Consider the following 24,592-nt stretch of genomic DNA (forward strand, 5'->3'; position numbering starts at 1 on the left):
TTTGAGTGCTTGCCGGACTGATGTCGCGTCGGAGGCGGCCATGCGACACGACGACTGGACACGCCGCCCGACAACGGTGAACATCAGAGGCAGCGGGGCGGTGCGGAGCCCAGGTCGCGCCCTCTCGTGACCATGGTCGACGGCGGCTTCCGCCCAATGTTCAACTGACGTACCAGTTCGGGATGATGAGGGGTTTCCGTGACCGACCCAGGTGTGCTCCTGGCTGATCAGCGACGCCAGTTCATCCTGGAGAGGGTACGCCGAGACGGAGCGGTGCGCGTGGCCGAACTGGTCGACCGCCTTGCCGTCTCGGACATGACGATCCGGCGGGACCTGGACATACTCGCCAGGCGCGGGGTCCTGGAGAAGGTCCACGGGGGAGCCGTCGCCCTGACCGGGGCAGCTGGGTACGAGCCCGATTTCGAAAGCAAGTCAACGCGCGAATCCGCGGCGAAGGAATCCATCGCGCAGGCTGCGGCGGCACATGTGGAACCCGGCAGCGTCGTCGCCATTTCGGCGGGAACGACGGCCTACGAGGTCGCCACCCGGCTTCTTGACGTGCCTCGCCTCACGGTCGTCACCAACTCCCTGCCCGTAGCCGATCTTTTGCGCGCCTCCGCCCATGACCGGACATCAGCCGCCGTCCCCACGCTGATTCTCACCGGGGGATCGCCGACTCCGTCGGCCTCTCTCGTGGGACCCATCGCCGACCTCGTGATCACTTCCCTGCATGTCGATCTGCTGATCATGGGGACGTTCGGAGTCACGGAGCAGGCAGGACTCACCACCCCCAACCTTGCGGAGGCGCAGACGAACCGGGCCTTCGTCTCCTCGGCGAGCCGAGTCGTGATCGTGGCAGATCACAGCAAGTGGGGCGTCCAGGGCCTCAGTAGCTTCGCTCCCCTGAACGAGATCGACTGCTTCGTCACCGACGGGCAGTTGCCGGCCACGGCGCAGGCCGTCCTCACCAGGTCGGTCGGGGAGCTCGTGATCGCGGACTGAAGCCCCCTCCTCGCACGTCGGGGCCACCGCAGCGTGCGCCCCGGCGGCCCCCCACCGCGCCGCGCTCAACTGCCTTTGCCGCGCCATCAGTTGCCGAGCATCGCCGCAGGCACGTCGGATCTCGTTGAATTCAGATGTTCTTCGTTCATTCATGTTGACTTTGTGCTTCGCCTTGCAGCACAGTGCGTTTGCGCGGCCCTGCCATCTCGCCCAGGGGCGCCCCCGGAAACACGCGACTCCCCGCCTCGCACGGTCCCTTGATCGGCACGGCCCCCGCTACGCCACCTCGCACGGTTCCGCCCCTCAGGTACAGCCGCGGCTTCGTGCACAGCACCACGCCACCGCCGACAGGACGCTCGGCCGAGCGACGCTCGAAGACCCGATCCGGACGCGCGCGACGCGTTTCCTCCCCACACGACAACGACCGGAGGTTGTCCTATGGACGAGACCGGCACGAACCCCTCCAGTGGAACAAGCCGCAGACACGTCATCGCGGCCGGCGCATCGGCCATGGCCGTGCTGAGCCTCGGCCAACCCGGGCGGGCATTCGCGGTGACCGCGCCCGCCGTCCCCGGCATCACCGGTGCCCCGGCCGAGGCACCGGAGTACGGTGACGTCATGGGCGAGTCCCTGTCCCTCGCCGGACGGTGGGACTTCAAACAGGGCGCTTACGCCGCCGGCGACGCGTCCAGGCAACTGGGTGACAGCGTGATCCTGCCCGGCACCATGAACTCCAACAAGAAGGGCACGCCGGCCCCCGCGGAATCCGCGACGCTCGACCGGCTGACCAGCCTCTACGGCTACGTCGGCCCGGCGCTCTACCAGAGGACGTTCACCGTACCCTCCTCCTGGGCGGGGCGTCGCATCACCCTCCTGCTCGAACGGACCAAGGCGACTCGGGTCTGGATCAACGGCGTCGAGCAGAGCTCGTGCAACACCGCGAACTCCTACGGCGTGGCGCACGAGTACTACCTGTCCGGTGTCGAGGCCGACAAGGAGTACGTCCTCTCGGTCGAGGTCGACAACACTCTCCGCCGGTTCATGGCCAGCAGCCACATGCACACCGAGGAGACCCAGACCAACTGGAACGGCATCCTCGGGAAGATCCGACTGGTGGCCGCCACGGATCTGTCGGTGCGGGACGTCCGCGTCTACCCCAGCGTGTCCGCGAGGAGCGCGCGCGTAGAAGTCGTCGTGGCGAACATGACGGACGAGCCCGCGTCGTTCCCGCAGATCAAGATCACCGCGAAAAGCTACAACGCGGAGCCGGACACCACGCACCGCGCACCCACTTTTCACGGGCCGGGAGGCACCGTACCCGCGCGGTCACAGGAGACTTTCCGCTACGAGCTGCCCATGGGTGACCGTGTGCTGCTGTGGAGCGAGTGGGAGCCGAACCTGTACCGGCTGACCGTCAAGGCGGGCGCGAGCACGTACAGGACGTCGTTCGGAATGCGCGACTTCGCCACCGGCGGACCCCAGAACCAGCACTTCACCATCAACGGCAAGATCACCTACCTGCGCGGCGAGGCGAACTCCGCCGTGTTTCCGCTCTCCGGCCATCCGTACATGTCCAAGGAGGACTGGCGGCAGTTCCTCTCCACCGCCCAGGAACTCGGCATCAACTTCTTCCGCTTCCACTCCTGGATGCCTCCGGAGGCGGCGTTCGCCGCCGCCGACGAACTCGGCGTCTACATGCAGCCGGAGCTCTACAACTTCGGCGGTTCCCTCGCCGACTACTACGACGCCTGCCGGGAAGAAGCGGAGCTGATCGCCGCCTATCTGGCCAACCACCCCTCGTACGTGGCGATGACTTGGGGAAACGAGGTCAACAGCGGGCCGGGTGCGAAGCGGGATGCCTCGAACAGGCTCCGCACCCGTATGCGCGAGGTCGACCCAACGAGGCTCTACGCGGAAGGCACCAACGCCAACTACTGGGCCGTATCGCTCAACGCGGGCGACGACTACTGGGTCAGCTTCGCCACCGAGAAGGACGACATCAGGCTGTCGTTCTCCCAGCTGGACCGTACGGACGGCGGCGAGGGCGAGGCACAGCAGCCGAACTCCTCCTACACCTTCGCCCGGGGAACCGCGGGGTACCGACTGCCGATCATGTCGCACGAGGTCGGCCAGTACCAGGTGTACCCCGTCTTCGAAGAGGAAGTACGCAACTACCGCGACACCTTCGTCGACGAGGCCGGCGTGGAACGCGAGGGCGTCTTCGACGCCCGCAACCTGAAGAAGTACCAGCAGTTCGCCGAAGCGGCCGGTCTCGGCGGCATGACGCACAAGTTCGCCCTGGCATCGGCACGCGTGTCAGCTCTCGGCTACAAGGCGGACATGGAGACCTCACTGCGCACGCCCGGACTGGCCGGCTACCAGCTCCTGAGCATTCAGGACTTCCCCGGCCAGAAGACCGCCCTCGTCGGCATACTCGACTGCTTCATGAAAGAGCGGAGCGGCGGCCTGCCGAACGCGGTGTACAAGGGGTTCAACAACGACGTCTCCCTCATGGCGAGGATGGACACCTACCTCTACGGCAACACCGAGACGCTCAAGCCCGTCATCACGATCGCCAACTACGGGCCCCGCACGCTGCCGCGCGTGCGCATCGAGTGGACCCTCGGCCCCGAGACCGAGTCGATCGACGGATCCGGCGTCACGACACAGAAGGGCCCCGTCTACGCCTCCGGCTCGTTCACGGTGCACCGCCTCGGCCAAGGCACGGTCACGGACGTCAGAACGCTCAGCATCGCACTCGCCGGAATCACGAGGGCGACCAAGATGGTGCTGCGTCTCGCGAGCACCGAGGGCTTCACCGGCGAGAACTTCTACAACATCTGGGTGTACCCCGGCCAGGCCCCCGCGACGCCTTCATCAGCGGTCCTGGTGACCCGCGCGTTCGACCAGGAGGCGAAGGACCGCCTTGCCGGAGGCGGCCGCGTCCTGCTGGTCCCGGACCCCGAACACATGCCCCGCAGCGTTCGGGTGCAGTGGCGTACGGACTACTGGAGCAAGTTCTTCCACACGAGGCAGCCGAGCTACGACCGCCCCCAGCGATCCGGCAAGGACGGCACCGGCGTGCCGTACGCGGAGGAGGCATACACGATGGGCATGTACGTCGAGGACGCCCACCCGGTCTTCGCGGACTTCCCCACGGAGTTCTTCAGCGACTACCAGTGGTACAACCTCATGAAGGGCTCACGGGCACTCGTCGTGGACGAACTGCCACACGATCTGCCGCTCATCGCACAGAACATCGACCACATCGACCGGCATCACCGGCTGGGCAGCATGTTCGAGGCGCGGGTCGGAGCGGGATCGCTCTTCGTCTGCAGCTTCGACATCCTGGACCACGGGAAGTCGCCCGAAGTGAAGCAGCTCTTCAACAGCGTCGTGCGCTACGTCGAGTCGGCCGAGTTCGACCCGCAGTATCGCGAGCTGACCGCGGCACACCTCAGCCACCTCTTCGAGTGGCCCGTGCGGAATCCCTACACGAGGGTGGAGGCCGAGAGCTACGACACCGGCAACAAGGCGTTCACCATCGAATCCGGCAAGACGTCCGACGGCGCGAACGCCACCGCGATCGGCGGTATCAGCGGTGGAGAGTTCGCCACCTACAAGCGGCTGGCCTTCAGCTCCGGAGTGACGCGGATAGAGGTCAACGGGGCCAACGGGAACAGCCAGTCCGCCACCATCGAGATCCGCAAGGGCGGGTCGGACGGCGAACTCATGGGCACCGTGGCCTTCGCCAACACGGGAACGAGCTGGAAGACCTACTCGTCGCAGACCTTCAGCATGGCAACCCTGTCCGGCACAGCTGACATCACCCTCGTGTTCAAGACCGGCGGGATCGCGCTCAACTACGTGCGGTTCATCTCGTAGGACCGCCCACGCCCACCCGGAATCGGTCCGCGGTCGCCATTGCGCGGACGCCCTGACCACGACCGATCCCGGGCCGAGCGCGGATTCGTAGGGGCCGGCGCACAGGGAAGCCCTCTCCCCTGCGCGCCGGCCCCTACGGCGTAGGGCATCGCGCGGGGAAGGCACAGCCCGTGCCATCGCAGCAGCGCCTCACGTGCCTCGTGAGCGCCTTCGGCAGCCGTACTCGCCCTGACGGCCGCGCTATTCCCGCGCGGCGGCGTCATCCTCGATCACAGGTGGCCGACAGGCGTCGAGCCAGCGTTCGCTCCGGGCGATGTGGGCGGCCGCCGCGTTCGCGGCCGCGGTCGGGTCGCGTCTGGCCAGCGCTTCGACAATGAGGCGGTGATCCTCGTCGCCGGCACGCTTGAACTGCGGCCCCTCGGGCAGCGCGAAGACACTGTAGTAGCGCGAGCGGGAGCGAAAGACAGTCAGCAGAGCCTCCATGGAAGGGCTGCCCCCGATCCGAGCGATCTCGGCGTGAAACCGGTGGTCGGCGTCGGCGAACTCCGCGGGGTCGTCGATGGTCTCCATCTTCTCGAGGTAACCGTAGAGCGTCCGCAGCTCCTCGGGCGTGATCCGGGCGGCAGCCGTCGCCATGACATGTGCCTCCAGGACCCGCCGGATCTCGAACAGCTCCAACAGACCGTCGAGCGGCAGCAGTTCCACCGTCAAGGACAGCCTGCTCAGAAGGTCCTGTGGTCGTAGCTCCGAGACGAAGGTGCCGGCGCCATGCCTGACCTCGACCGCACCCAGGGCGGTGAGCATGCGCAACGCCTCGCGCAACGAACCCCGGGAGACCCCCAGTTCCTCGCACAAGTCACCCTCCGGAGGAAACTGCTGACCGGCAGCCATCCTTCCGCTGGAGATCATATGGCGCAGGCCGTGAAACGCCTTCTCGACTGCCGACATCCGATTCCCCTCCGACGGACCGACACAAGCTGAGCTGATCCCAGCCATTCATCGTATGCCTGCGCGGCTCATCAGATGACTGGGCTCTTCGACCTTGCGAATTGGGCGAGTTGGCACCAAACTTGTGGCAAGTCATCACACCTCTCCCAAGCTCTGTCTGATGTCAAGGGACACGGAGTCACGTGACTACGACCGATCTCTCCCCCGCGCCCCGGCCACTGGCACTGGCGGACGGCCGTCCCGCGGCGGCCGCCTGGTCGCTCCAGCTGGCGGTCACACACCTGAACCACGCCGCCTGGGGAGCGGTGCCGCTGGTGGCTCAGACGCAGCAGAACCGGCTACGTCGCCAGATGGAAGCCTCGCCCGGGCAGTGGTTCCCGGCGCTGCCGGGAAGGGTCACGGCAGCGCGGAGGTCGGTGGCCGACTTCCTGCAGATCTCCGCCGAGGACCTCGCACTCGTCTCCGACGCCGGCGCGGGCGCGAGCGTGGTCTACGCGAATGTGCCGCCGCGACCCGGCGGCGACGTCGTGGTCACCGATCACGCCTACGGCGCCGTGACACTCGGGGCGGAACGCCTGGCCCGGCGCTGGGGCGGCAAATTACGCAGGGCCCATGTGCCGCTCGACGCGGACGCCGACACCGCCTACGCATGCGTGGTCGCGGAGTTGGGGGAGGCCACCGGGCTCCTGGTCGTCGACCACATCACATCGGCGACCGCGCGGTCGATGCCGGTGGGGCGCATCGCTCGGGAAGCCCGCGGGCTCGGCATCCCGATCCTCGTGGACGGTGCGCATGCGCCCGGTCTGATCGAGGATCCGCTCGCCGGGCTCGACTGCGACTTCTGGGTCGGCGATCTCCACACGTTCGGCTGCGCCCCACGCGGAACGGCGGCGCTGGTGGCGCGCACCGACCTGCGCGAGGAACTCTTCCCGCTGATCGACTCCAGGGGCACTCCTGCTCCCTTCCCCGACCGCTTCGATTCACAGGGGACCGGGGACGCCACGGGTTACCTGGCCGCCCCTGCCGCCCTGGGCTTCGTCGAGGAGACGTGGGGCTGGAAAGCGGCCCGTACGTATATGCGCGAACTGGCGGACTACGGTGAGGAAATCATCGGCATGGCGCTGTCGGAACTGACCGGTGACGACTGTCGCGTGGACGTGGGCATGCCCGTCAACGCCATGCGGCTGGTACGGATCCCCTCTCCGCTGGCCGGCAGCCTCGCGGAGGCCGAGGTGCTGCGTGAACGGGTGGCACAGGAGCTCGGGGTGGCGGCGGCGTTCACCAGCTTCGACGGTGTCGGCTATCTGCGCCTGTCGACGCACGTCTACAACACTCCAGCGGATGTCGAGACCTTCGCCGAGCGCTGTGTCCCCGCGCTCTGGGCGTGGGCTCGCGAGCAGTCGCAGGAATAGGCAGTCGCCTGTTGCTTTCTGTTCAGACCGCCGTGCTACCCCACACCGCCACACCCGGCATGCCCGGCATGCCGGGAGAAGCCAGGTGCGGCTCACAGAACTCGCCTGAGAAACGTTCGAGTCTGTGAAGTGCCTGCTTTCGCGTCAACTCCCTTACTGCGCACGACGGTTACGGATCGATCTCGAAGCATCACCCTTCGGTCGAAGCCCTTGACTTCCACCAGAACCGAACGTTTACCTATGCGTCACATCGTTTGAAAGCGATGGTTTCTGAGTGATCATGTTGATTTTCATGGCTCCGTACAAGCACGACACAGGAGGCCCCCCATGCACCGCTCACCGATACGGCTGGCAGCCGCAGCCGGCCTCTGCATCAGCCTGAGCCTCACGGCCTGTTCCACCGGGCGGGAGTCCAGTTCGTCCCCGGTGTCCGCCACGCCTGTCACGGGAAAGATCTCGCTCACCTACCTTCAGAAGCAGGGCGACCAGGAGTACTTCATCGGCGAAGCCCAGGGCGCGAAGGCGAAGGCCGCCGAACTGGGTGTCGACCTCAAGGTCGTCAATCTGGGCAACGACGCCAACAAGGCGGTCAGCGAGGTCCAGGCGGCTGTCGCGCAGAAGTCGAACGGCCTCATCATCGTGGTGCCCGACCCCGCGGTGGGTCCACAGGTCGTGCAGGCGGCCAAGGACGCCGGCGTCGCCCTGCTGACCTCCGACGACCAGATCTGCGCCACCGGCCCGTCCCCCGTGGAGTGCGCCAAGGAGAACCTCGTCCCCCGCATCGGCTTCAGCGGCGCCCAGATGGGCGGCGAGGTCGGCAAACGCGCCGCCGAAGACTACGTCAAGGCCGGGTGGAAGCCCGCCGACACCCGCATCATCTCGGCCTGGAAGCAGGACGTCACGGTCTGCACCGACCGGGTCGAGGCAGCCGACAGCGCGTTCACCGCCACGGCCGGAGCGAAGATCCGGAAGATCGATGTCGCCACCGACAACACCCCCACCGGGGCACAGGACAAGGTCGCGGCCACCCTCACCGCGAACCCCGGTGTGAAGAACTGGATCGTCTGGGGCTGCAACGACGAGAACGTCCAGGGCGGCGTCACCGCCCTGGAGAACGCCGGCGTCAAGGCCGACAACATCATCGGTGTCGGCCTGGGCGCCTACCTCGCCTGCAAGAACTGGAGCGGAGACAAGCCCACCGGCATGAGGGCCGCCCTGTTCATCAACGGCCACGACGTCGGCGCCCTGGCCGTACAGACCATGTACGACAGGCTCAAGAACGGCAAGCCGTTCCCGGCCGAGGCGTTCGCTCCCACCACCATGGTCGACTCCACCAGCTGGAAGAGCGCCGGCGTCACCTGCGGCTGACCACACGTCACCCTCGGACGCTCCGTAGCCCGTGTCGCCTCCTGGTCGCTTCCCCGCCGGAGGCGACTCACCAACCCCCCGATCTTCGAGGTCTCATCATGAGCAGAGCGCACCGCTCACAGGACGGCCCGTCCGACACGGCTCGACTTCGAACAGCCTCCCCTTCCGGCATCTGCGTCCGGTCCGTCACCAAGCACTTCGGCGCGGTACGGGCCCTCAGCGGCGTCACTCTGGACTTCCCCGGTGGTCAGGTCACGGCGCTGATGGGCGAGAACGGCGCGGGCAAGTCCACTCTCCTGAAGATCCTCACCGGCGACCAGCAGCCGACCGCGGGGCACGTGGAGATGGACGGCACCCGACTGGACCTGCGGTCCCCCGCCGACGCGCGCGCCGTCGGCATCAGGATCATCCCGCAGGAGCCCGAGATCATCCCGCACGTGTCCGTGGCCGAGAACGTGTACGCGGGTGCTCTCCCCCGGAGGGCTGGCCGGCGTCTGGACCGCCGTGAGCTGAAGCGGCGTATCACCAGCGACCTCAGGCGTTTCGATTTCGCCGAGGTCCTCGACCCGTCCCTGCTCGGCTCGCAGTTGACCCCCGCTCAGCGCCAACTGGTCGAGATCCTGCGCGCGCTGACGGGCGAGGCCAAGGTCATCGCCTTCGACGAGCCCACCTCCTCCTTGTCGGAGCACGAGGTGGACGCGCTCTTCGCTCTCATCCGCAACCTGCGCGACCAGGGCATCGCCGTCGTCTACGTCTCCCACCGTATGAAAGAGATCTTCCAGCTCGCCGACCGTATCGCCGTCCTGCGTGACGGCGCGCTGGCAGGCGTCCAGGACGCTGCCGACACCAGCGACGGGGAACTCGTGCGCCTCATGGTGGGGCGAGACCTGTCCACGATGTTCTCCCGCACCCGCGTCGCGACCGACCGCCTCGTCCTCGACGTACAGGACGTCACCACCGACCACGTCCGCGGCATCAACCTGCGGGTCCACGCGGGCGAGGTGGTGGGTCTCGCCGGCCTCATCGGAGCGGGCCGGTCAGAACTCGCCCTCGCCCTCGCGGGCGACCTGCCCATCCGCCACGGCACCGTCACTCTCGACGGCCGGCGACTGCGCTCCGGCCGACCCGGGGACGTCATCAGGGCGGGACTCGGCCTCGCCCCCGAAGAACGCAAGGCACAGGCACTCTTCCTGCAACGCTCGATCCGCGACAACACATCCACCGTCGTCCTGGAACGGCTGCGACGGTTCCGCTTCGTGCGCCGCGGCGCCGAACGCGAACTCGCTCAGGACTACACCGACCGCCTCCGGGTAAGTACGCCCTCGATCGAGCACGAGGTCCGGAAGCTCTCCGGCGGCAACCAGCAGAAGGTCGTGCTCGCGCGCTGGCTTGCGCGCAAGCCCAGAGTGCTCATACTCGACGAGCCCACCCGGGGCATCGACGTGGGCGCCAAGGCCGAGATCTACCAGATCATCGCCGACCTCGCGGAAGAGGGCGTCGCCGTCCTGGTGATCTCCTCCGAACTCCCGGAAGTCCTCGGTCTCGCCGACCGCGTCGTCGTCATGCAGAACGGCCGCATCACAGGCGAGCTGGACCGCCGCGAAGCATCCGAGGAAGCCATCCTCGCCCTCGCCATGGCCGACGACCTCAGCGCCACCACACCCCCCGCTGGAGCATCCGCATGAGCACCACCACGACCACGCCCCGTGCCACCGCCGAGAACGACGTGGCGAAGAGACCCGGCACCCCCGTCCTGGCCTCCATCGGGGCTCAGAACCTCAGCCTCATCGGCGCCCTCATCGCCGTCCTGGCCCTGTTCGGCCTGCTCAACGAGAACTACCTCAGCCTGTCCAACATCCAGGTGATCGCCGAGGCCGCGACCATCACCGGCCTCCTCGCGGTCGTCCAGACCGTGGTCATCATCTGCGGCGGCCTCGACATCTCCGTCGGCTCCCAGGTCGGCGTCGCCTCCGTCGTCAGCGCCATGGTCTTCACCGGCACCGGCTCCAACGCCGTCGTCGGCATGCTCGCCGCCATCGGCGTCGGCGTGCTCGTCGGCGTCGTCAACGGCCTCGTCATCGTCCACGGACGCGTCAACCCCACCATCGCCACCCTCGCGGGACTCGCCGCCTACAAGGGCCTCGCCCAGCTCTTCTCCGACGGCCGCGCCCAGGGCTACGTACTCAACGACGACGTCTTCGTCTTCCTCGGCCGCGGCAAGATCGCCGGACTGCCGGCGATGGTCTGGATACTGATCCTCACCGCCGTGGCCGTCCACATCCTGCTGAAGTACACGGACATCGGCCGCAACCTGTACGCCATCGGCGGCAACGACACCGCCGCCCGCCTCGCCGGCATCAACATCAACAAGTACCTCATCGCCGTCTACGCCCTCATCGGTGTCGTCGCCGCCATAGCCGGCATCCTGCTCACCGCACGCACCGGCTCCGGCCAGCCCGTCTCCGGCAGCGAGGGCCTCGAACTCAAGGCCATCACCGCCGCCGCGCTCGGCGGCTGCGCCCTCAAGGGCGGCAAGGGCTCCATCGGCGGCACCCTCCTCGCCGTCGCCCTCCTCGGCTGCCTGGAGAACGGCCTCACCGTCGAAGGCATCAACACCTTCTGGCAGAACGTCGCCCAGGGCGCCCTCCTCGTCATCGCCGTCACCATCCAGCAGCGCCGCAGCGGGGAACGCGCCGTCGGACTGCCCCACTGACACCGCCGCCGCAGGGTTTCTGACGCTCCGGAGCTTCGACAGGACCCTGCTTCCCCCGCATCGTCGGCAGCACAGGAACGCCATCACGACCGAGCACGAGCGGTGTGAGCGAAGGAGGACGGGGCAGCCGGTGGAGCAGAAGAGGCACGAGTGCCCGCGTCCACCAAGCCTTGGAGACTGAGATGGTCATCGGCATCGTCATAGCCGCCTGTGTGGTCCTGGCCGTACTGGCGTTCCTGCTGCCGCGTCTGTCGCGGCACCCGCAGAACGGAGCCCAGCGCGGCCTCGGCGCCGGTTCACGCGCCGGATCGAAGGCGCCCGGCTTCCTCGGCCGTCTGCTGAGCAAGCCGTTCAGCTCCAGCTCCCGGGCGATGGGCCGAAGCGGTGCCGCCGGCCGCCAGGCTCGTCGCCGTATGCCGTTCTGAGCGGGGACGCCATGAGGTCGCAGGGCAGCGGACCGAATCCGTAGGGGTTCGGTCCGCTGCCGTTGCCGGAGTCCCGACCAGGTGTCTGCCGAGGAGACCCGGCGCCCGCAGCAGTCCACACGACCCGCACCAGGTGAGCCGTGTCTCACCCCGGCGGCGTTGCTATGCAACGAGGTGCATAAGAGGATCGGGCGCATGGCGCTCGACCACGCGATCCTCGTGTCCCTGCTGGAGAAACCGGGCTCCGGCTATGAGCTGGCCCGGCGGTTCGAGCGGTCCATCGGGTACTTCTGGACCGCCACCCACCAGCAGATCTACCGCGTACTCAAGCGCATGGAGACCGACGGCTGGGTCGACGTCCGGGACGTCCCGCAGTACGGGAGGCCGGACAAGAAGGAGTACTCCGTCGCCGGGCCCGGACGGGACGCGCTCTCCGCGTGGCTCCACGAACCGACCGAACCCGAGAGCGTACGGCACGACCTGGCCGTGAAGGTCCGAGGCGCCGCCTTCGACGATCCGGCCGCCCTCATCAGCGAGGTCGAGCGGCACCGGCAGGCGCACACGGACCGCCTCGCCCACTATCTCGCGGGCGAGGCCCGTGACTTCGGGGAGCCCGCGGCGGACGGTCCGCTCGACGCCGAACGGGAACTCCAGCACGCCGTGCTGCGCGGCGGCATCGCATACGAACGCATGATGATCGCCTGGCTCGACGACGTCCTCGCCACGCTCGCCCGCTTCGGCACCGATCGCTGACCGGCCGAGCAGGCCCCCTCCGGGACTCGTGCCCGCACCCACCCTCACCCTCCCAGCTCTGGGCGCTCGGCGCGGTCCGTCGCCCGGTCGTCGATGGGGCGCGTTCGGAGCGCGTCTGGCAGCGCGTCGAAGCTCTGTCAGCGGCGTACGAGACGATGCCCTGAGCCCTCGACGCGGCCTCCGCGGAGCGGGCCGGTGAGCTGGTCGAGAATGCCGGCCGGAAGTGCCGGGGCGGCCCGCCGGGTCACCGGCGTGGTCGGCCACGCCCACGCCGGTGACCCGGCGAAGTGCCTCAGCGGTGGAGACGGTCACGGTCAGGGTGGTCACTTCGCTGTCCTGTTCACTCGTGGTCCGGTGTGCTCGCCTCTCGGTGGAATCCGCGGCTCGACTCCGGCCCGCCCCGGTGCGACGGGCCGCGGGCCGGACCGGTCACGCGGCCCCCCTGCCATGGCGCGCAGATCAACACCACGCCGGCGAACCGTCGTGCTGCGCGGGGTGCGGCGTCCGGAGCCGGTCAGGGCCTTCTCGGGCTGGCGATCAGCTTCGGCTACGCCTCCATGCCCGCCCTCATCGTCGCCAGCGTCCCCGCCGACCAGACCGGCATCGCCAACGGAATCAACTCCATCTCCCGCTCCGTCGGCAGCGCTGTCGCGAGCGCCGTGATCACATCGCTTCTGGCGTCGAAGACCATCGAACTGCCCGCGGGTATGCCCGCCCTCCCCCAGGAAAGCCAGTTCACACTGAGCTTCGCGATCGCCGGAGCGGCGTTCGCCCTGGTCACCGCCGTCGCCCTCATCGGACTCAGAACGGCGCGTGCGCCGCGCACTCCCGTGGTGCGGAAGGTCGTCGCATCCGAGACGGCGGAACCCTCGACGACTCAGCCGGGGGACAGGCCTGTGCGATCAGGCCGACTGCTCAGGCCCTGACCGGGCCGGGCGGTTCGTACGGACCAGAAGTGGACCCCTCGCTCACCGGCAGCGTCAGGGCAGAGAAGCCCAGATCTCCAGCCGCTCGACGCGGCCACCCAATCAGTCGCTCACCCAAGCCGTCCCCGCAGAAGGGCAACCTTGATGAGTCTCTCGGACCACACGGACGACGGACCGGCTCAGATCGACCATCGCGCGGCGATAGCGGCGGAGACCGCCCGATTCGCCGCAGCGCTCGAGAACGCCGATCTGCGGACTCCGGTGCCGAGCTGCCCCGGTTGGACTCTGGCCGACCTGGTCAGGCACACCGGCAGCGTCCAACGCTGGTTCTCGGCGCTCCTGCACGCGCGCGTCCAGGAGCCCCCGCGTAGCCGCGAGGTGGATCTACGGCTCCCGGACCGGCAGGACGGCTACGTGCGCTGGCTGGCCGAAAGCGCGACCGTGGCCGAGGAGGCCTTCGCGGCCACCGACCCGGACCTGCCCATGTGGGCTTGGGGCGTCGACCAGCACGCCCGCTTCTGGACCCGCCGGATGCTGTTCGAGACCCTGCTGCACCGGGCCGACGCCGACCTGGCACTCGGCCTGCGGCCCACGATCGACCGGCCGATGGCGGTGGACGGGATCGACGAGTTCCTCGTCAATCTGCCCTTCGCCACGTCCTTCGCACCCAGGGTCGCCAACCTGCGCGGTCCCGGCAGCACCATCCGCTTCCAGGCGACCGACGGCGACGGCGACTGGTTCGTCCGCCTGTGGCTCGACGGTTTCGGCCTCAACACGACCCCCGAGAAGGCCGAAACCGCCGACGCGACGGTTCGGGGAAGCGCGGCCGACCTGTTGCTGCTCGTCTACGGGCGCACGCACCACGACGCGGAGGTCCTCACGCACGAAGGAGACAAGGACCTGCTGGCACTCTCGTTCGCCAACTCCGCGTTCTGAACGGGCACCTCGGGGCGCGGCGTTGTCGATGAATTCGTCGACGGCGCCGCCGGTTCGTGAAGCCGGGACCCGGCAGCCGTGTGGCTCCATGCAGCCGTCCAGAATCCAGCCTTTCCCGCCGTCACCGGCGACACGGGCCCACGAACTCATGCGCGGTTGGCGGTGAGACGGCGGGGAGCGTCCGCGTTCCGCCCTGCGGACACGGCATCTCCGCGTCTCGGGTGCGGGCCGTGACCACCACCGAGCCGCAGTCGTCCACCAAGTCCCCGACGGCCGTCGCCGGCAGACCGGAAACCACCGCCACCACAGATAAGTTGCCATCCAGCACAAGAGATCTCGGTCCCGGACGCCGAGGGCACCGGTGCCCCAACAGGCGACGGCTACTCGGCGTCACCACCGACTGCGGGCCAGAGCCGCTCGTTTGACGGACCCCGCCCTCCCCGCAGGCGCCAGGTGGCGCGCAGACCGCCCGACTTGTGGGTCCAGCTGGTCCCGGGCCGGGCCGCCGAGCGCGGACGCCGAACGGGTGGCGCAGTCGTCGGACGACGGGATCCAGGGTTCCGTCGGACGGCGGTAGCCGTCACGGGCGGGCGGAACACCGGGTGCTCCTGCCGTTCTCGTCGTCCGCGACGGACCTGACGTGGCCGATGGGGTCGTAGACGTGATCGATGTCGCTGGTGTAACCGGCGTTGGTCCGGTCGGCGGCGCGGGTGTCGGCCGGGCGGCGGGTGCCGCCCCCGTAGCGGTCGGGGACCTGCGGCTACTTGGCGCCGGTGGGGTGCCCAGCCGGGTCTTCTCGATCTCGCCGTACCGGGAGTAGCCGATGTTGTTGAGCCAGTTTCAAAGGTTAAGCACAAATTACACACACCCTCTCTTCATACTGGCCCCGATGGTCTAGATTGACCGTGCTTCAGCTGTTCCAACATGAACCGACCAATGATGATCTATGAGTCTGGCACTGCGGAAAGCCAGCAGTCGCGTCCCGGCGCCAGACGTGGGGGTGATCAATTCTTGGGGCCCGGCAGGGGGCTTTGGGTGCGGGGGCACCCGAGGTTTCGACGGGTTCCCGCGCACCTCGATAGTCCGGCAGGACATACGAGTCCGCTGCCGTCGGGGTGAGTTGATCAAGTAGCCCTGAAATAACCGGGCTGTAATGCGGGAGGCGGGGGCCTCCCGAGGGGAGGTGCGGTACGGGGGGCGGGGGCCCCGGGGGGAGCAACAGTGTTAGGCGACCACGTCGAACCACTGGGGACCTGGGGGATTCTGTGCGGCAAGGGGGACTTGTCAGTGCGTTTCCATCTGCGCGCGAGCGTCTGGCGAACGGTGCGATCAGCCAGCCGGCGAGCGACTGGGAGCAGCGGTACCGCCGTACCGTGATCATTAGCGACACCGTGGCCACCGCCTTCGTGGTGGCGGCCATCGGCAATTTCTTCGGGGCCAGGGACGCGGCCAACTGGCATGAGAAGTGGGGAATTCTCGCATTCGGCACCGAGCTTCTGGTACTGGGGACACTTGCCGTGAGCCGCTCATGGGCTCCGGCTGTTCTCGGCCAGGGCGCCGAGGAATTCCGCCGGCTCGGACGCTCACTGTTCACGGCGACCGTCGTACTTGCGCTCGGCGGGATCGCCCTCACCTCGCGCAATATCAAACTCTGGATCTTCGTCGCGATCCCCGCGATCGCACTCGTCACCATGACCGCGCGATATCTGCTGCGCCTTTGGCTGCACAAACAGCGGAAGGAAGGACGGTGTCTGCGGCCGGTGCTCGCTGCCGGGAGCCGGGCCACCGTGCACGACCTGATCGCCCGGACCCGCAAGTTTCCGCACCTCGGCTGGCGCGTGGACGCGGTGTGCACGACGCACGGTCCCGGGCTCGACGGTGACCAACTGGACGGAGTGCCGGTCGTCGGCCGACTGGCGGACGTCGCCCACCACGTCCGCCGCGACGGCTACCGTGTCCTCGCGGTCACCCCGGACCCGCACTGGACACCGGACCGGCTGCAACGGCTGGCCTGGAACCTCGAAGGCAGCGACGCCGAGATGGTCGTGGCCCCCGTGCTGATGGAGGTGGCCGGCCCGCGGCTGCACATCGACGCGGTGCTCGGGATCCCGCTGCTGCGGGTCAGCATGCCGACCTTCACCGGGGGCCGCCGGGCGGTCAAGGAGGTCGTCGACCGGCTGGGCGCGGCGATCCTGTTGCTGCTGTTCGCGCCGCTGATGGTGTTCGTCGCGCTGCTCGTACTGGTGGACAGCCGGGGCGGGGCGTTCTACCGCCAGCGCAGAGTCGGCAAGGACGGCCGCGAGTTCACCATCCTGAAGTTCCGCACCATGGTCGCCGGGGCTGACAGGGCACGTGCCGAGCTGGCCGACCGCAACGAGGGCGCAGGACTGCTGTTCAAGCTCCGCCGGGATCCGCGGGTGACCCGGGTGGGAGCGGTACTGCGCCGGTACTCGATCGACGAGCTCCCGCAGCTGTTCAACGTACTCACCGGATCGATGTCGCTCGTCGGCCCGCGGCCGCCGTTGCCGGAGGAGTCCGCTGCGTACGGCCCGGACATCCGGCGGCGGTTGCTGGTCAAGCCCGGACTCACCGGTCTGTGGCAGATCAGCGGACGCAGCGACCTGTCGTGGGAGGAGGCGGTCCGGCTGGACCTGCGGTACGTGGAGGACTGGTCGCTCGCCCTGGACACAGTGATCTTGTGGAAGACGCTGCGTGCGGTGCTCTACGGACAGGGGGCCTACTGATGCGCGGGAGTCGTCTTCCGGCCGGCGCACGGACCGCAGGCCCGGAGGGTCTGCCTGGGGGGTCTGCCTGGGGGGAGGAACGAGTCATGAGGGTCAGTGTTTTCGGGCTCGGCTACGTGGGCTGTGTGTCGGCCGCGTGCCTGGCCAGCATGGGTCACGAGGTCATCGGGGTCGACGTGAGTCAGGTGAAGGTCGACCTGGTCAACGACGGCAAGGCCCCGGTGGTGGAGGAGCGTATCGGCGAGCTCATCGCCGAGGTCGTGCGGAGCGGGGCGTTGCGCGCCACCGGCGACGTCCGCGAGGCGATCATGGACAGCGAGGTGTCGCTGGTCTGCGTGGGCACGCCGTCGGAGCCCAACGGCAGCCTGTGCACCACCTACTTGGAGCGCGTCACGGAGCAGATCGGCGCCGCGCTGGCCGAGCGGGGCGGGCGGCACACCGTCGTGTTCCGCAGCACCATGCTCCCGGGCACCTGTCTGAACCTGCTGGTGCCGATCCTGGAGAAGTACGTCGGCGGCACGGCCGGGGTGGACATCGGGGTCGCGGTCAACCCGGAGTTCCTGCGTGAGGGCACGAGCGTGCGGGACTTCTTCGACCCGCCCAAGACCGTCATCGGCGAGCTCGACCCGGCAAGCGGCGATGCGGTGACGGCGCTGTACGACGGCCTGCCCGGCGAGGTGTTCCGGGTGCCGATCCCGACGGCCGAGGCGATCAAGTACGCGGACAACGCGTTCCACGGCCTCAAGATCGGCTTCGCGAACGAGCTGGGCGCGGTGTGCCAGGCGCTCGGCGTGGACTCGCACCAGGTGATGGACGTGTTCCTGGCCGACCGCAAGCTGAACATCAGCCCCGCCTACCTGCGGCCCGGCTTCGCCTTCGGCGGCTCCTGCCTGCCCAAGGACCTGCGCAGCCTGGTCCACGCGGCGCAGCGGGCCGACGTCTCGGTGCCCATCCTCTCCCATGTGCTGCCCTCCAACTCCGACCACCTTCAGCGCGCGGTGGAGCTGGTCGAGCGCACCGGCAAGCGCCGGGCGGGCCTGTTCGGGCTGTCCTTCAAACCCGGCACCGACGACCTCCGTGAGAGCCCGCTCGTCGAGCTGGCGGAGAGGCTCTTCGGCAAGGGCTACGACCTGCGGATCTACGACGCCAACGTGAGCCTCTCCCGGCTGCTCGGCGCGAACCGCGAGTACATCGAGACCCGGCTGCCGCATCTCGCGCAACTGCTCGCGGACTCCGTCGACGAGGTGCTCGAACACGCCGAGGTGTGCCTCGTCGGGACCCGGGATCCGGCCGTCCTGTCGGCGCTGCCCCATGGCGACGGCACGGTGATCGTCGACCTCATCCACCTCCCCGACGCCGAGGCGCGCCGGGCCGAACCGGGGTACATGGGCCTTGCTTGGTGACACGACCAGCGCCGACCGGCCGGACCGGCGTGCGCTGATCCTCGTGGAGAACCTGTCGGTGCCGTTCGACCGGCGGGTGTGGCAGGAGTGCACGACGCTGCGCGACGCGGGCTGGGATGTGCACGTCATCTGTCCGCGGGGCGTCAAGCGGGACACGGAGGCGGAGGCGGAGATCGACGGGGTGCGGATCCACCGCTACCCGTTGCGCGCGGCCACCGGAGGGCCGGCCGGCTACCTGCGCGAGTACGGGTCGGCGCTGTGGCATACGGTCCGGCTGGCCCGGAAGGTCGGCCCCGTGGACGTGGTCCACGCCTGCAACCCGCCCGACCTGCTGTTCCTGCCGGCCCTGTGGCTGAAGCGGCGCGGAGCACGGTTCGTCTTCGACCAGCACGACCTGGTACCCGAGCTGTATCTCTCCCGGTTCGGCCGCGGCGAAGATCTGCTCTACCGCGCCGTGTGCGCGCTGGAACGGCTGACCTACCGCGCCGCGGACGTCGTACTCGCCACGAACGAGAGCTACCGGGACGTCGCGGTGCGCCGTGGCGGCCGACGCCCGGAGGACGTCTTCGTGGTGCGCAGCGCACCCGACATCGACCGCTTCCATCCCGTACCGCCCGAGCCGGAGCTGAAGGGCGGCAAGCCCCATCTGCTGTGCTACCTGGGCGTCATGGGGCCGCAGGACGGCGTGGACTACGCGTTGCGGGCCCTGGCGAAGCTGCGCGACGAGTTCGGGCGGAACGACTGGCACGCGGTGTTCGTCGGCGCCGGCGACACCTTCGACGCGATGGTGGAGCTGTCCCGGCGGCTCGGGCTCTCGGAACAGGTGGAGTTCACCGGGCGCATCGCGGACGCCGATCTGGTGCGCTATCTGTCCACCGCGGACGTGTGCCTCTCCCCCGACCCGCACAATCCGCTCAACGACGTGTCGACCATGAACAAGGTCCTCGAGTACATGGTGATGGGCCGTCCGATCGTCTCGTTCGACCTCCGGGAGGCGCGAGTCTCCGCCGGTGACGCCGCCGTCTACGCGCCCGCCAACGACGAGGCCGAGTTCGCCAAGCTCATCGCGCTGCTGCTGGACGACCCGGAGAAGCGGGCCCAGATGGGCGAGACCGGCCAGGAGCGGATCAGCGGGCCGCTCTCCTGGCGCAACTCCCAGCGATCGCTGCTCGCCGCCTACGCCGCTGCCTCCCGTGACCGCACTCCGGTATCGGCGAACCGCCCGGACCGGGCAAGGAGGAGACCGCTCCATTGAACGACGACACGATACGCCTGGTCACGATCGGACGAATTGTCCGTCGGCGCTGGCGGCTTCTCACCATCCTCACCGTGGTGGGTGCGCTCGTCGGCTACGGCACCTCTGTGCTGTTCCCGCCGCGCTACACGACCTCGGCATCGGTACTGCTGCCGGGGGCATGGGAGGAGCGCGAGCTGCTGACCCAGGCGGAGATCGCGACCAGTTCGGTGGTGGTCGACCGCGCCGCCGCCACGCTCGACTGGACCGGGGGCAGCGGCATCGAGCTGCGGGACCGGGTGAGCGCCGAGGCCACCGACGGGAACATCATCAAGATCTCGGGCACGGCCGACACCCCGGAGCGCGCACAGCAACTCTCCGACGAGGTGGCCCAGCAGTTCGTCACGTTCGCCGCGCGGATCGCGGGTGAGGACACCGACCCCGAAGCGGCGGAGCGGCCCGAGGCACTGCGGCAGATGGTGGTGACGGCCAGCCGCCGCATCACCGAGCTGGCCGACACCGCCGGTCCGGGGCAGACCGTGGAGAGCGTGCAGACGCGCACCGAACTCGCGAAGCTGCGCACCGCGTTGCAGGAGGCCGTCAACAAGCTCGACGAGGCCGACCCGGCTGCCAACCAGGCCAACCTGGTCGTCATGGGGCCGGCGGCCCGGCCGACCGGTGAGGCACCGCCGACGAGGATGCAGCTCATCGTCGCCGGGGCGCTGCTGTTCTTCCTGCTCGCGGTCATCGGCCATCTCACCGCCGCGCGGATGAGCCGCCGGCTGCGCACCGAACCGGAGATCGCCGCGGCGCTGGGCTCGGCGCTGTTGGGCAGCGTCGACGTACCCGGTGAACGGCCCGTGCACCGGCCGGACGGCCGTGGCCCGCGGGCCCGGATCCGCCGGCTGCTGGGCGTCGACATCCGGTGGGACATCCCCGCCCCGCGGACGTCCGGCGGCGAGGCCGACCGGCGGATCCGCTACCGGCGGGTGTGCGCCCGCCTGCGGGGCCAGCTGCCGGCCCCCCGGCGGCTGTTGGTCGTCGTCCCGGACGGCGACGAGATCGCCGGCCGGGCCGCCGGGCTGCTCGTCGCCGAGGCCGAGAGCGATCCGCTGCTGCGGGTGGTGCGGGTCTCGGTGTCCCAGCCCATGGTGCCGGACCGCGGCAACGAGTCCGGTGCGCTGGTCGTGCTCAGCGCGGGCAGCTGGACCGCGGGGGAACTCGCCGGTATCGCCGAGGCGTGCGCGGACGCCGGACACGAGGTCGTCGGCATCGTCCTCGCCGGCACGGTCTGGGCGCCTGCGACCCGGTCCGGCGGCCATCCTCGGGATGCCGCCGCGCCGTCGCTCGCGGTCGGCAGCGACGCGACGGGAGGTTCACGGTGACGACGAGTACAACTCCCCAGCCGTCGGCCGCCGCTCCGCTGCTGGACCTGCAGGTGCTGGTGGTGGCGGTGCGCAGGCGGCGCCGCCTGTGGTGCTCCGCGGCGCTGCTGGGGCTGCTGATCGGCGTGGCGGTCGCGGTCCTGCTGCCACCGCCGCCGACCGCGGTGACCAAGGTGCTGGTCGCGCATCAGGCGGACCAGCCGAACGACCCCGGAACGCTGATCCGCACCGACGTCGCGCTGCTGCACACCACGCGGATCGCCGACGAGGCCCTGCGGTCCCTTGAGTCCCGGGAAAAGCCAGAGGACTTCATGCGGGACTACGAGGGCATCGGCCTGACCAACAACCTGCTGCAGATCACGGTGACGGGTGACAGCGACGCCCAAGCGGCGGCCCGCGCCAAGGCGCTGGCCGACGCATTCGTCGCGGACCATGTGAGGCGGATTCAGGAAGCCGCGAACGCCGAGGCCAAGAGCCTGCTCGACCAGCGTGACCGCATGCGGGACGAACTCGCCGAGGTCAACGGGGCGATCGGAGAAGGATCGCCGGAGAGCGGGCCGAAGGCGTCGGCGGACATGGAATCGCTCTTCGCCCGCCGGGCCGAACTCACCTCCCGGATCACCGATTTCGGCCAGCGCGCCGCGGAGGCGCGCGTCGGCACACCCCGGCTCATCGCCGGCACACAGATCGTGGACGCACCGCGCGCGGTGCGGTACTCCCTGCCCAGGACCGCCGCCACCAACGGCGCGATCGGGCTCGTCCTCGGGCTCGTCCTCGGGCTCGCGGTGGCAGCGGTCGGCACGGTGGTGGCGGACCGCCCCGTGCTGCGCCGGCAGATCGCGGCGAACCTCGGCGCCTCGGTCATCGCGGAGCTCCCCCGCCGGCCGGCCAGGCTGTGGCGGCGCCGGCGGGTCCGGGCCGCACGCGAACGGCTCACCACGTCCCTGGCCCGCACCGTGCGCGTCTCCGTGGAACCGGTGTCGCTGCTGGAACTGGGCTGTGCGCGCAGCACGAGCGTGATCGCCCTGGACCTCGCCAGGGCACTGGCGGCGGAGGAGCCGGTGGTCGTCATCGACTCTCTGCCCGGCCCGCAGCTCGCCAAGCGCCGCCCGAAGCCGGCAGCCCCGGCCGTGGTCAGCGGCGAGCGTGCCGCGGCCGTGGCGCGGCAGGAACGCCGGCTCGGCGTCGGCTCGGTGGCGCCCGGCACGGCGTGGACCGACCTCCAGTACCTCGGCACTCGGACCGTGCTCGTCGTGCGTGCCGGACACGGCAGCGCCGCATGGCTGCACACCGTGGCGCGGCAGCTCGCGGACCAGCGCATCGCGGTCATCGGTGTGGTGCTGATCGACCCCGACCCGCGTGACCGGACCGACGGCACGCTGTGGGACGGGCCGCACACCGCGCCGCGCGGCCAGAACGAGCGGCCCGCCCGGCAGAACGGGACGGGCCGGCGGGGGACGGAGCGGCTGCCGATGCGGGCGGCGCGGGTCCCGGACAGCGACCAGGAGGCGCGGTAGGACATGTGTGGCATCGCAGGCGCTTACCGATGGCCGGACGGGAAGGCCGTCGCCGACCGGCTCACCGATACCCTCGCCCACCGCGGTCCGGACGGGGCGGGCCGCTACAGCCACCCCGCCGGTGACGGCGAGGTGCACCTCGGGCACCGTCGGCTGGCCATCGTCGACCTGTCCGAGACCGGCGCCCAGCCGATGGTCTCGGACGGCCTCGTCCTGACGTACAACGGCGAGCTGTACAACGCGCCCGAGCTGCGTGCCGAGCTGTCGGCCGCCGGGGTGCGCTTCCGCGGTACCTCGGACACGGAGGTGCTGCTGGAGGCCTGGCGGCGCTGGGGCACGGACTGTCTGCCCCGGCTGCGCGGCATGTTCGCGTTCGGGATCTTCGACGAGCGAACCGGTGACCTGGTGCTCGCCCGCGACCAGCTCGGCATCAAGCCGCTGTTCCTGCTCCGGCGCGGCGAGGGTCTGGTGTTCGCCTCCGAGCTCAAGGCACTCGCCGCCGTGACCGGCGGGTCGCTGGAGGTGGACCACGCGGCGCTGGTGGCCTCGCTGCTGTACTACTGGGTGCCGGACTCACGGTGCGCGTTCCGCGAGGCGGAGAAGCTGCCGCCGGGGAGCTGGCTGAGGTGCCGGGCCGACGGCCGGGTGGAGCGCGGCCGGTTCTGGCATCTGAAGGACGTCGCCGCCGAGGGCCGGGAGCGGGCCCTCAGCGGTGAGCGACCGGACCTGGCCGCCATCGTCGAGGAGTCGACCCGGCGCCACCTGCTCTCCGACGTACCCGTGGCGACCTTCCTCTCCGGCGGGCTCGACTCCAGCTACCTGACCGCGCTGGCGGCCCGCCACCGACCAGGGATCTCCGCCTACACGATCGGGTTCCGCGCCGAGGACGCCAAATTCGAGGCGATGCCGGACGACCTGCGCTATGCCCGGCGGGTGGCCGAGCAGTTCGGCGTCGACCTGCACGAGATCGAGATCGCTCCCGACGTGCTCGACCTGCTGCCGCGGATGACGTACCACCTGGACGAGCCGATCGGCGACCCCGCCGCGATCAACACGTTCCTGATCTGCTCGGCCGCCCGGGAGGCCGGGGTCAAGGTGATGCTCTCGGGAATGGGTGCCGACGAACTGTTCGCCGGTTACCGCAAGCACCTGGCCAACCTGCTCGCGCTGCGCTACCAGCGCGTCCCGCGACCCCTGCGGCGCGGCCTGTCCAGGGCCGTGGACCGGCTGCCGGTCGCCACGGCCCGCCGCGGGTACCGGTCGGTGCGCTTCGCGAAGCGGTTCCTCTCCTTCGCTGACCTGCCGGAGGAGACCGCCTTCCGGCGCAGCTACACCATGTACGACCGGGACGAGCTGCTCGCCCTGATCGATCCGGACCTGGCCGGGACGGTCAACGACGTGCTGACCGAGCACGCGGACATCTACCAGGACAACGACCTCGACGACTTCGTCAACCGCATGTGCCTGGGCGACGCCCGGATGTTCCTGCCGGGCCTGAACCTCGCCTACACGGACCGGTCGAGCATGGCCGCGTCGACCGAGGTGCGGGTGCCGTACGTGGACGTCGAGGTGGTCAAGGCGGCGTTCGCCGTGCCGGGTGACCGCAAGATCGCCGGACGGCAGGGCAAGGCCGTCCTCAAGGAAGCGGCCACCTCCGTCCTGCCCCGGGAGATCGTGTACCGGCCCAAGGGCCTGTTCAGCGCCCCGCTGCGCGCCTGGATGAGCCGGGACCTGGCACCGCTGGTGCGCGAGGTGGTGCACGACGGCGTGCTCGTCGGTTCCGGGCTGCTGCGCCGCGACGCGCTGGCGCGCATGGTCGCCGAGGACGCCGCCGGGCAGCGGGACTTCTCCAAGCATCTATGGCATGTGCTGACCCTCGAGTACTGGTATCGCGGCGCGACCTCCGGGTCCGGCCAGAACGCCACGGCGTAGAAATCAAGG

The 24,592-nt window shown here is 69.4% G+C and carries 16 protein-coding genes and 1 pseudogene; 16 read left to right on the top strand and 1 reads right to left on the bottom strand.

Translation table 11 applies throughout. The features are described 5' to 3' along the window. The first annotated feature begins 198 nt into the window (after positions 1 to 198). A complete protein-coding gene (locus ABZZ79_RS05605; RefSeq protein ID WP_356686794.1) occupies positions 199 to 1,002 on the top strand; it encodes a DeoR/GlpR family DNA-binding transcription regulator in 804 nt (267 codons plus the stop codon). A 438-nt stretch (positions 1,003 to 1,440) separates the two neighbouring features. Further along, positions 1,441 to 4,887, top strand: a complete 3,447-nt coding sequence (locus tag ABZZ79_RS05610; RefSeq protein ID WP_356686796.1) for a carbohydrate-binding protein — start codon at positions 1,441 to 1,443, stop codon at positions 4,885 to 4,887. Positions 4,888 to 5,127: 240 nt separating this feature from the next. Here the strand turns inward: ABZZ79_RS05610 and ABZZ79_RS05615 are convergent, their stop codons facing one another. Further along, positions 5,128 to 5,835: an FCD domain-containing protein gene (locus ABZZ79_RS05615; protein WP_356686798.1), complete on the bottom strand. Its 708-nt coding sequence runs from the start codon at positions 5,833 to 5,835 to the stop codon at positions 5,128 to 5,130. Between the two features lie 182 nt (positions 5,836 to 6,017). Here ABZZ79_RS05615 and ABZZ79_RS05620 point away from each other — a divergent pair, with 182 nt between their 5' ends. The 14 genes and pseudogenes from ABZZ79_RS05620 (at position 6,018) to asnB (ending at position 24,583) form a co-directional block, all read left to right on the top strand. Continuing rightward, on the top strand, positions 6,018 to 7,247 hold the full coding sequence (locus tag ABZZ79_RS05620) for an aminotransferase class V-fold PLP-dependent enzyme (protein WP_356686800.1): 1,230 nt from the start codon (positions 6,018 to 6,020) through the stop codon (positions 7,245 to 7,247). A gap of 327 nt (positions 7,248 to 7,574) precedes the next feature. Continuing rightward, entirely contained in the window at positions 7,575 to 8,615 is a 1,041-nt protein-coding gene (locus ABZZ79_RS05625; protein ID WP_356686802.1) for a substrate-binding domain-containing protein, read from the top strand. 98 nt (positions 8,616 to 8,713) lie between these two features. Next, entirely contained in the window at positions 8,714 to 10,300 is a 1,587-nt protein-coding gene (locus ABZZ79_RS05630; protein WP_356686804.1) for a sugar ABC transporter ATP-binding protein, read from the top strand. Beyond that, positions 10,297 to 11,328, top strand: coding sequence for an ABC transporter permease (locus ABZZ79_RS05635; protein WP_356686806.1), 1,032 nt, complete (start codon positions 10,297 to 10,299; stop codon positions 11,326 to 11,328). The genes ABZZ79_RS05630 and ABZZ79_RS05635 overlap by 4 nt, the downstream gene beginning before the upstream one ends. A gap of 182 nt (positions 11,329 to 11,510) precedes the next feature. Continuing rightward, entirely contained in the window at positions 11,511 to 11,753 is a 243-nt protein-coding gene (locus tag ABZZ79_RS05640) for a DUF6411 family protein (protein ID WP_356686808.1), read from the top strand. Between the two features lie 195 nt (positions 11,754 to 11,948). Further along, positions 11,949 to 12,506, top strand: coding sequence for a PadR family transcriptional regulator (locus tag ABZZ79_RS05645; RefSeq protein ID WP_356686810.1), 558 nt, complete (start codon positions 11,949 to 11,951; stop codon positions 12,504 to 12,506). A gap of 506 nt (positions 12,507 to 13,012) precedes the next feature. Continuing rightward, positions 13,013 to 13,432: pseudogene (locus ABZZ79_RS05650) on the top strand (MFS transporter); the annotation flags it as partial. A gap of 144 nt (positions 13,433 to 13,576) precedes the next feature. Continuing rightward, entirely contained in the window at positions 13,577 to 14,368 is a 792-nt protein-coding gene (locus ABZZ79_RS05655) for a maleylpyruvate isomerase family mycothiol-dependent enzyme (RefSeq protein WP_356686812.1), read from the top strand. Positions 14,369 to 15,633: 1,265 nt separating this feature from the next. Continuing rightward, positions 15,634 to 17,112: a sugar transferase gene (locus ABZZ79_RS05660; protein ID WP_356686814.1), complete on the top strand. Its 1,479-nt coding sequence runs from the start codon at positions 15,634 to 15,636 to the stop codon at positions 17,110 to 17,112. 86 nt (positions 17,113 to 17,198) lie between these two features. Beyond that, complete coding sequence (locus tag ABZZ79_RS05665) at positions 17,199 to 18,515, top strand: nucleotide sugar dehydrogenase (protein ID WP_356686816.1); 1,317 nt, start codon at positions 17,199 to 17,201, stop codon at positions 18,513 to 18,515. Further along, positions 18,505 to 19,770, top strand: a complete 1,266-nt coding sequence (locus ABZZ79_RS05670; RefSeq protein WP_356686818.1) for a glycosyltransferase family 4 protein — start codon at positions 18,505 to 18,507, stop codon at positions 19,768 to 19,770. Before ABZZ79_RS05665 ends, ABZZ79_RS05670 begins: the two co-directional genes overlap by 11 nt. Next, complete coding sequence (locus ABZZ79_RS05675) at positions 19,767 to 21,134, top strand: Wzz/FepE/Etk N-terminal domain-containing protein (RefSeq protein WP_356686820.1); 1,368 nt, start codon at positions 19,767 to 19,769, stop codon at positions 21,132 to 21,134. Before ABZZ79_RS05670 ends, ABZZ79_RS05675 begins: the two co-directional genes overlap by 4 nt. Continuing rightward, positions 21,131 to 22,651, top strand: coding sequence for a Wzz/FepE/Etk N-terminal domain-containing protein (locus ABZZ79_RS05680; RefSeq protein WP_356686822.1), 1,521 nt, complete (start codon positions 21,131 to 21,133; stop codon positions 22,649 to 22,651). Before ABZZ79_RS05675 ends, ABZZ79_RS05680 begins: the two co-directional genes overlap by 4 nt. A 3-nt stretch (positions 22,652 to 22,654) precedes the next feature. Then, a complete protein-coding gene (gene asnB / locus ABZZ79_RS05685) occupies positions 22,655 to 24,583 on the top strand; it encodes an asparagine synthase (glutamine-hydrolyzing) (protein ID WP_356686824.1) in 1,929 nt (642 codons plus the stop codon). Positions 24,584 to 24,592: the final 9 nt, after the last annotated feature.

It is taken from the genome of Streptomyces sp. NPDC006458 (genome assembly GCF_040612135.1).
In the GTDB taxonomy this organism is placed as follows: Bacteria; Actinomycetota; Actinomycetes; order Streptomycetales; family Streptomycetaceae; genus Streptomyces.

Excerpts from the sequence above, each read along its gene's own strand:
- ABZZ79_RS05610 (WP_356686796.1), top strand. The coding sequence starts at position 1,441 with ATGGACGAGACCGGCACGAACCCCTCCAGTGGAACAAGCCGCAGACAC.
- ABZZ79_RS05615 (WP_356686798.1), bottom strand. The coding sequence starts at position 5,835 with ATGTCGGCAGTCGAGAAGGCGTTTCACGGCCTGCGCCATATGATCTCC.
- ABZZ79_RS05625 (WP_356686802.1), top strand. The coding sequence starts at position 7,575 with ATGCACCGCTCACCGATACGGCTGGCAGCCGCAGCCGGCCTCTGCATC.
- ABZZ79_RS05630 (WP_356686804.1), top strand. The coding sequence starts at position 8,714 with ATGAGCAGAGCGCACCGCTCACAGGACGGCCCGTCCGACACGGCTCGA.
- ABZZ79_RS05635 (WP_356686806.1), top strand. The coding sequence starts at position 10,297 with ATGAGCACCACCACGACCACGCCCCGTGCCACCGCCGAGAACGACGTG.
- ABZZ79_RS05640 (WP_356686808.1), top strand. The coding sequence starts at position 11,511 with ATGGTCATCGGCATCGTCATAGCCGCCTGTGTGGTCCTGGCCGTACTG.
- ABZZ79_RS05645 (WP_356686810.1), top strand. The coding sequence starts at position 11,949 with ATGGCGCTCGACCACGCGATCCTCGTGTCCCTGCTGGAGAAACCGGGC.
- ABZZ79_RS05655 (WP_356686812.1), top strand. The coding sequence starts at position 13,577 with ATGAGTCTCTCGGACCACACGGACGACGGACCGGCTCAGATCGACCAT.
- ABZZ79_RS05665 (WP_356686816.1), top strand. The coding sequence starts at position 17,199 with ATGAGGGTCAGTGTTTTCGGGCTCGGCTACGTGGGCTGTGTGTCGGCC.
- asnB (WP_356686824.1), top strand. The coding sequence starts at position 22,655 with ATGTGTGGCATCGCAGGCGCTTACCGATGGCCGGACGGGAAGGCCGTC.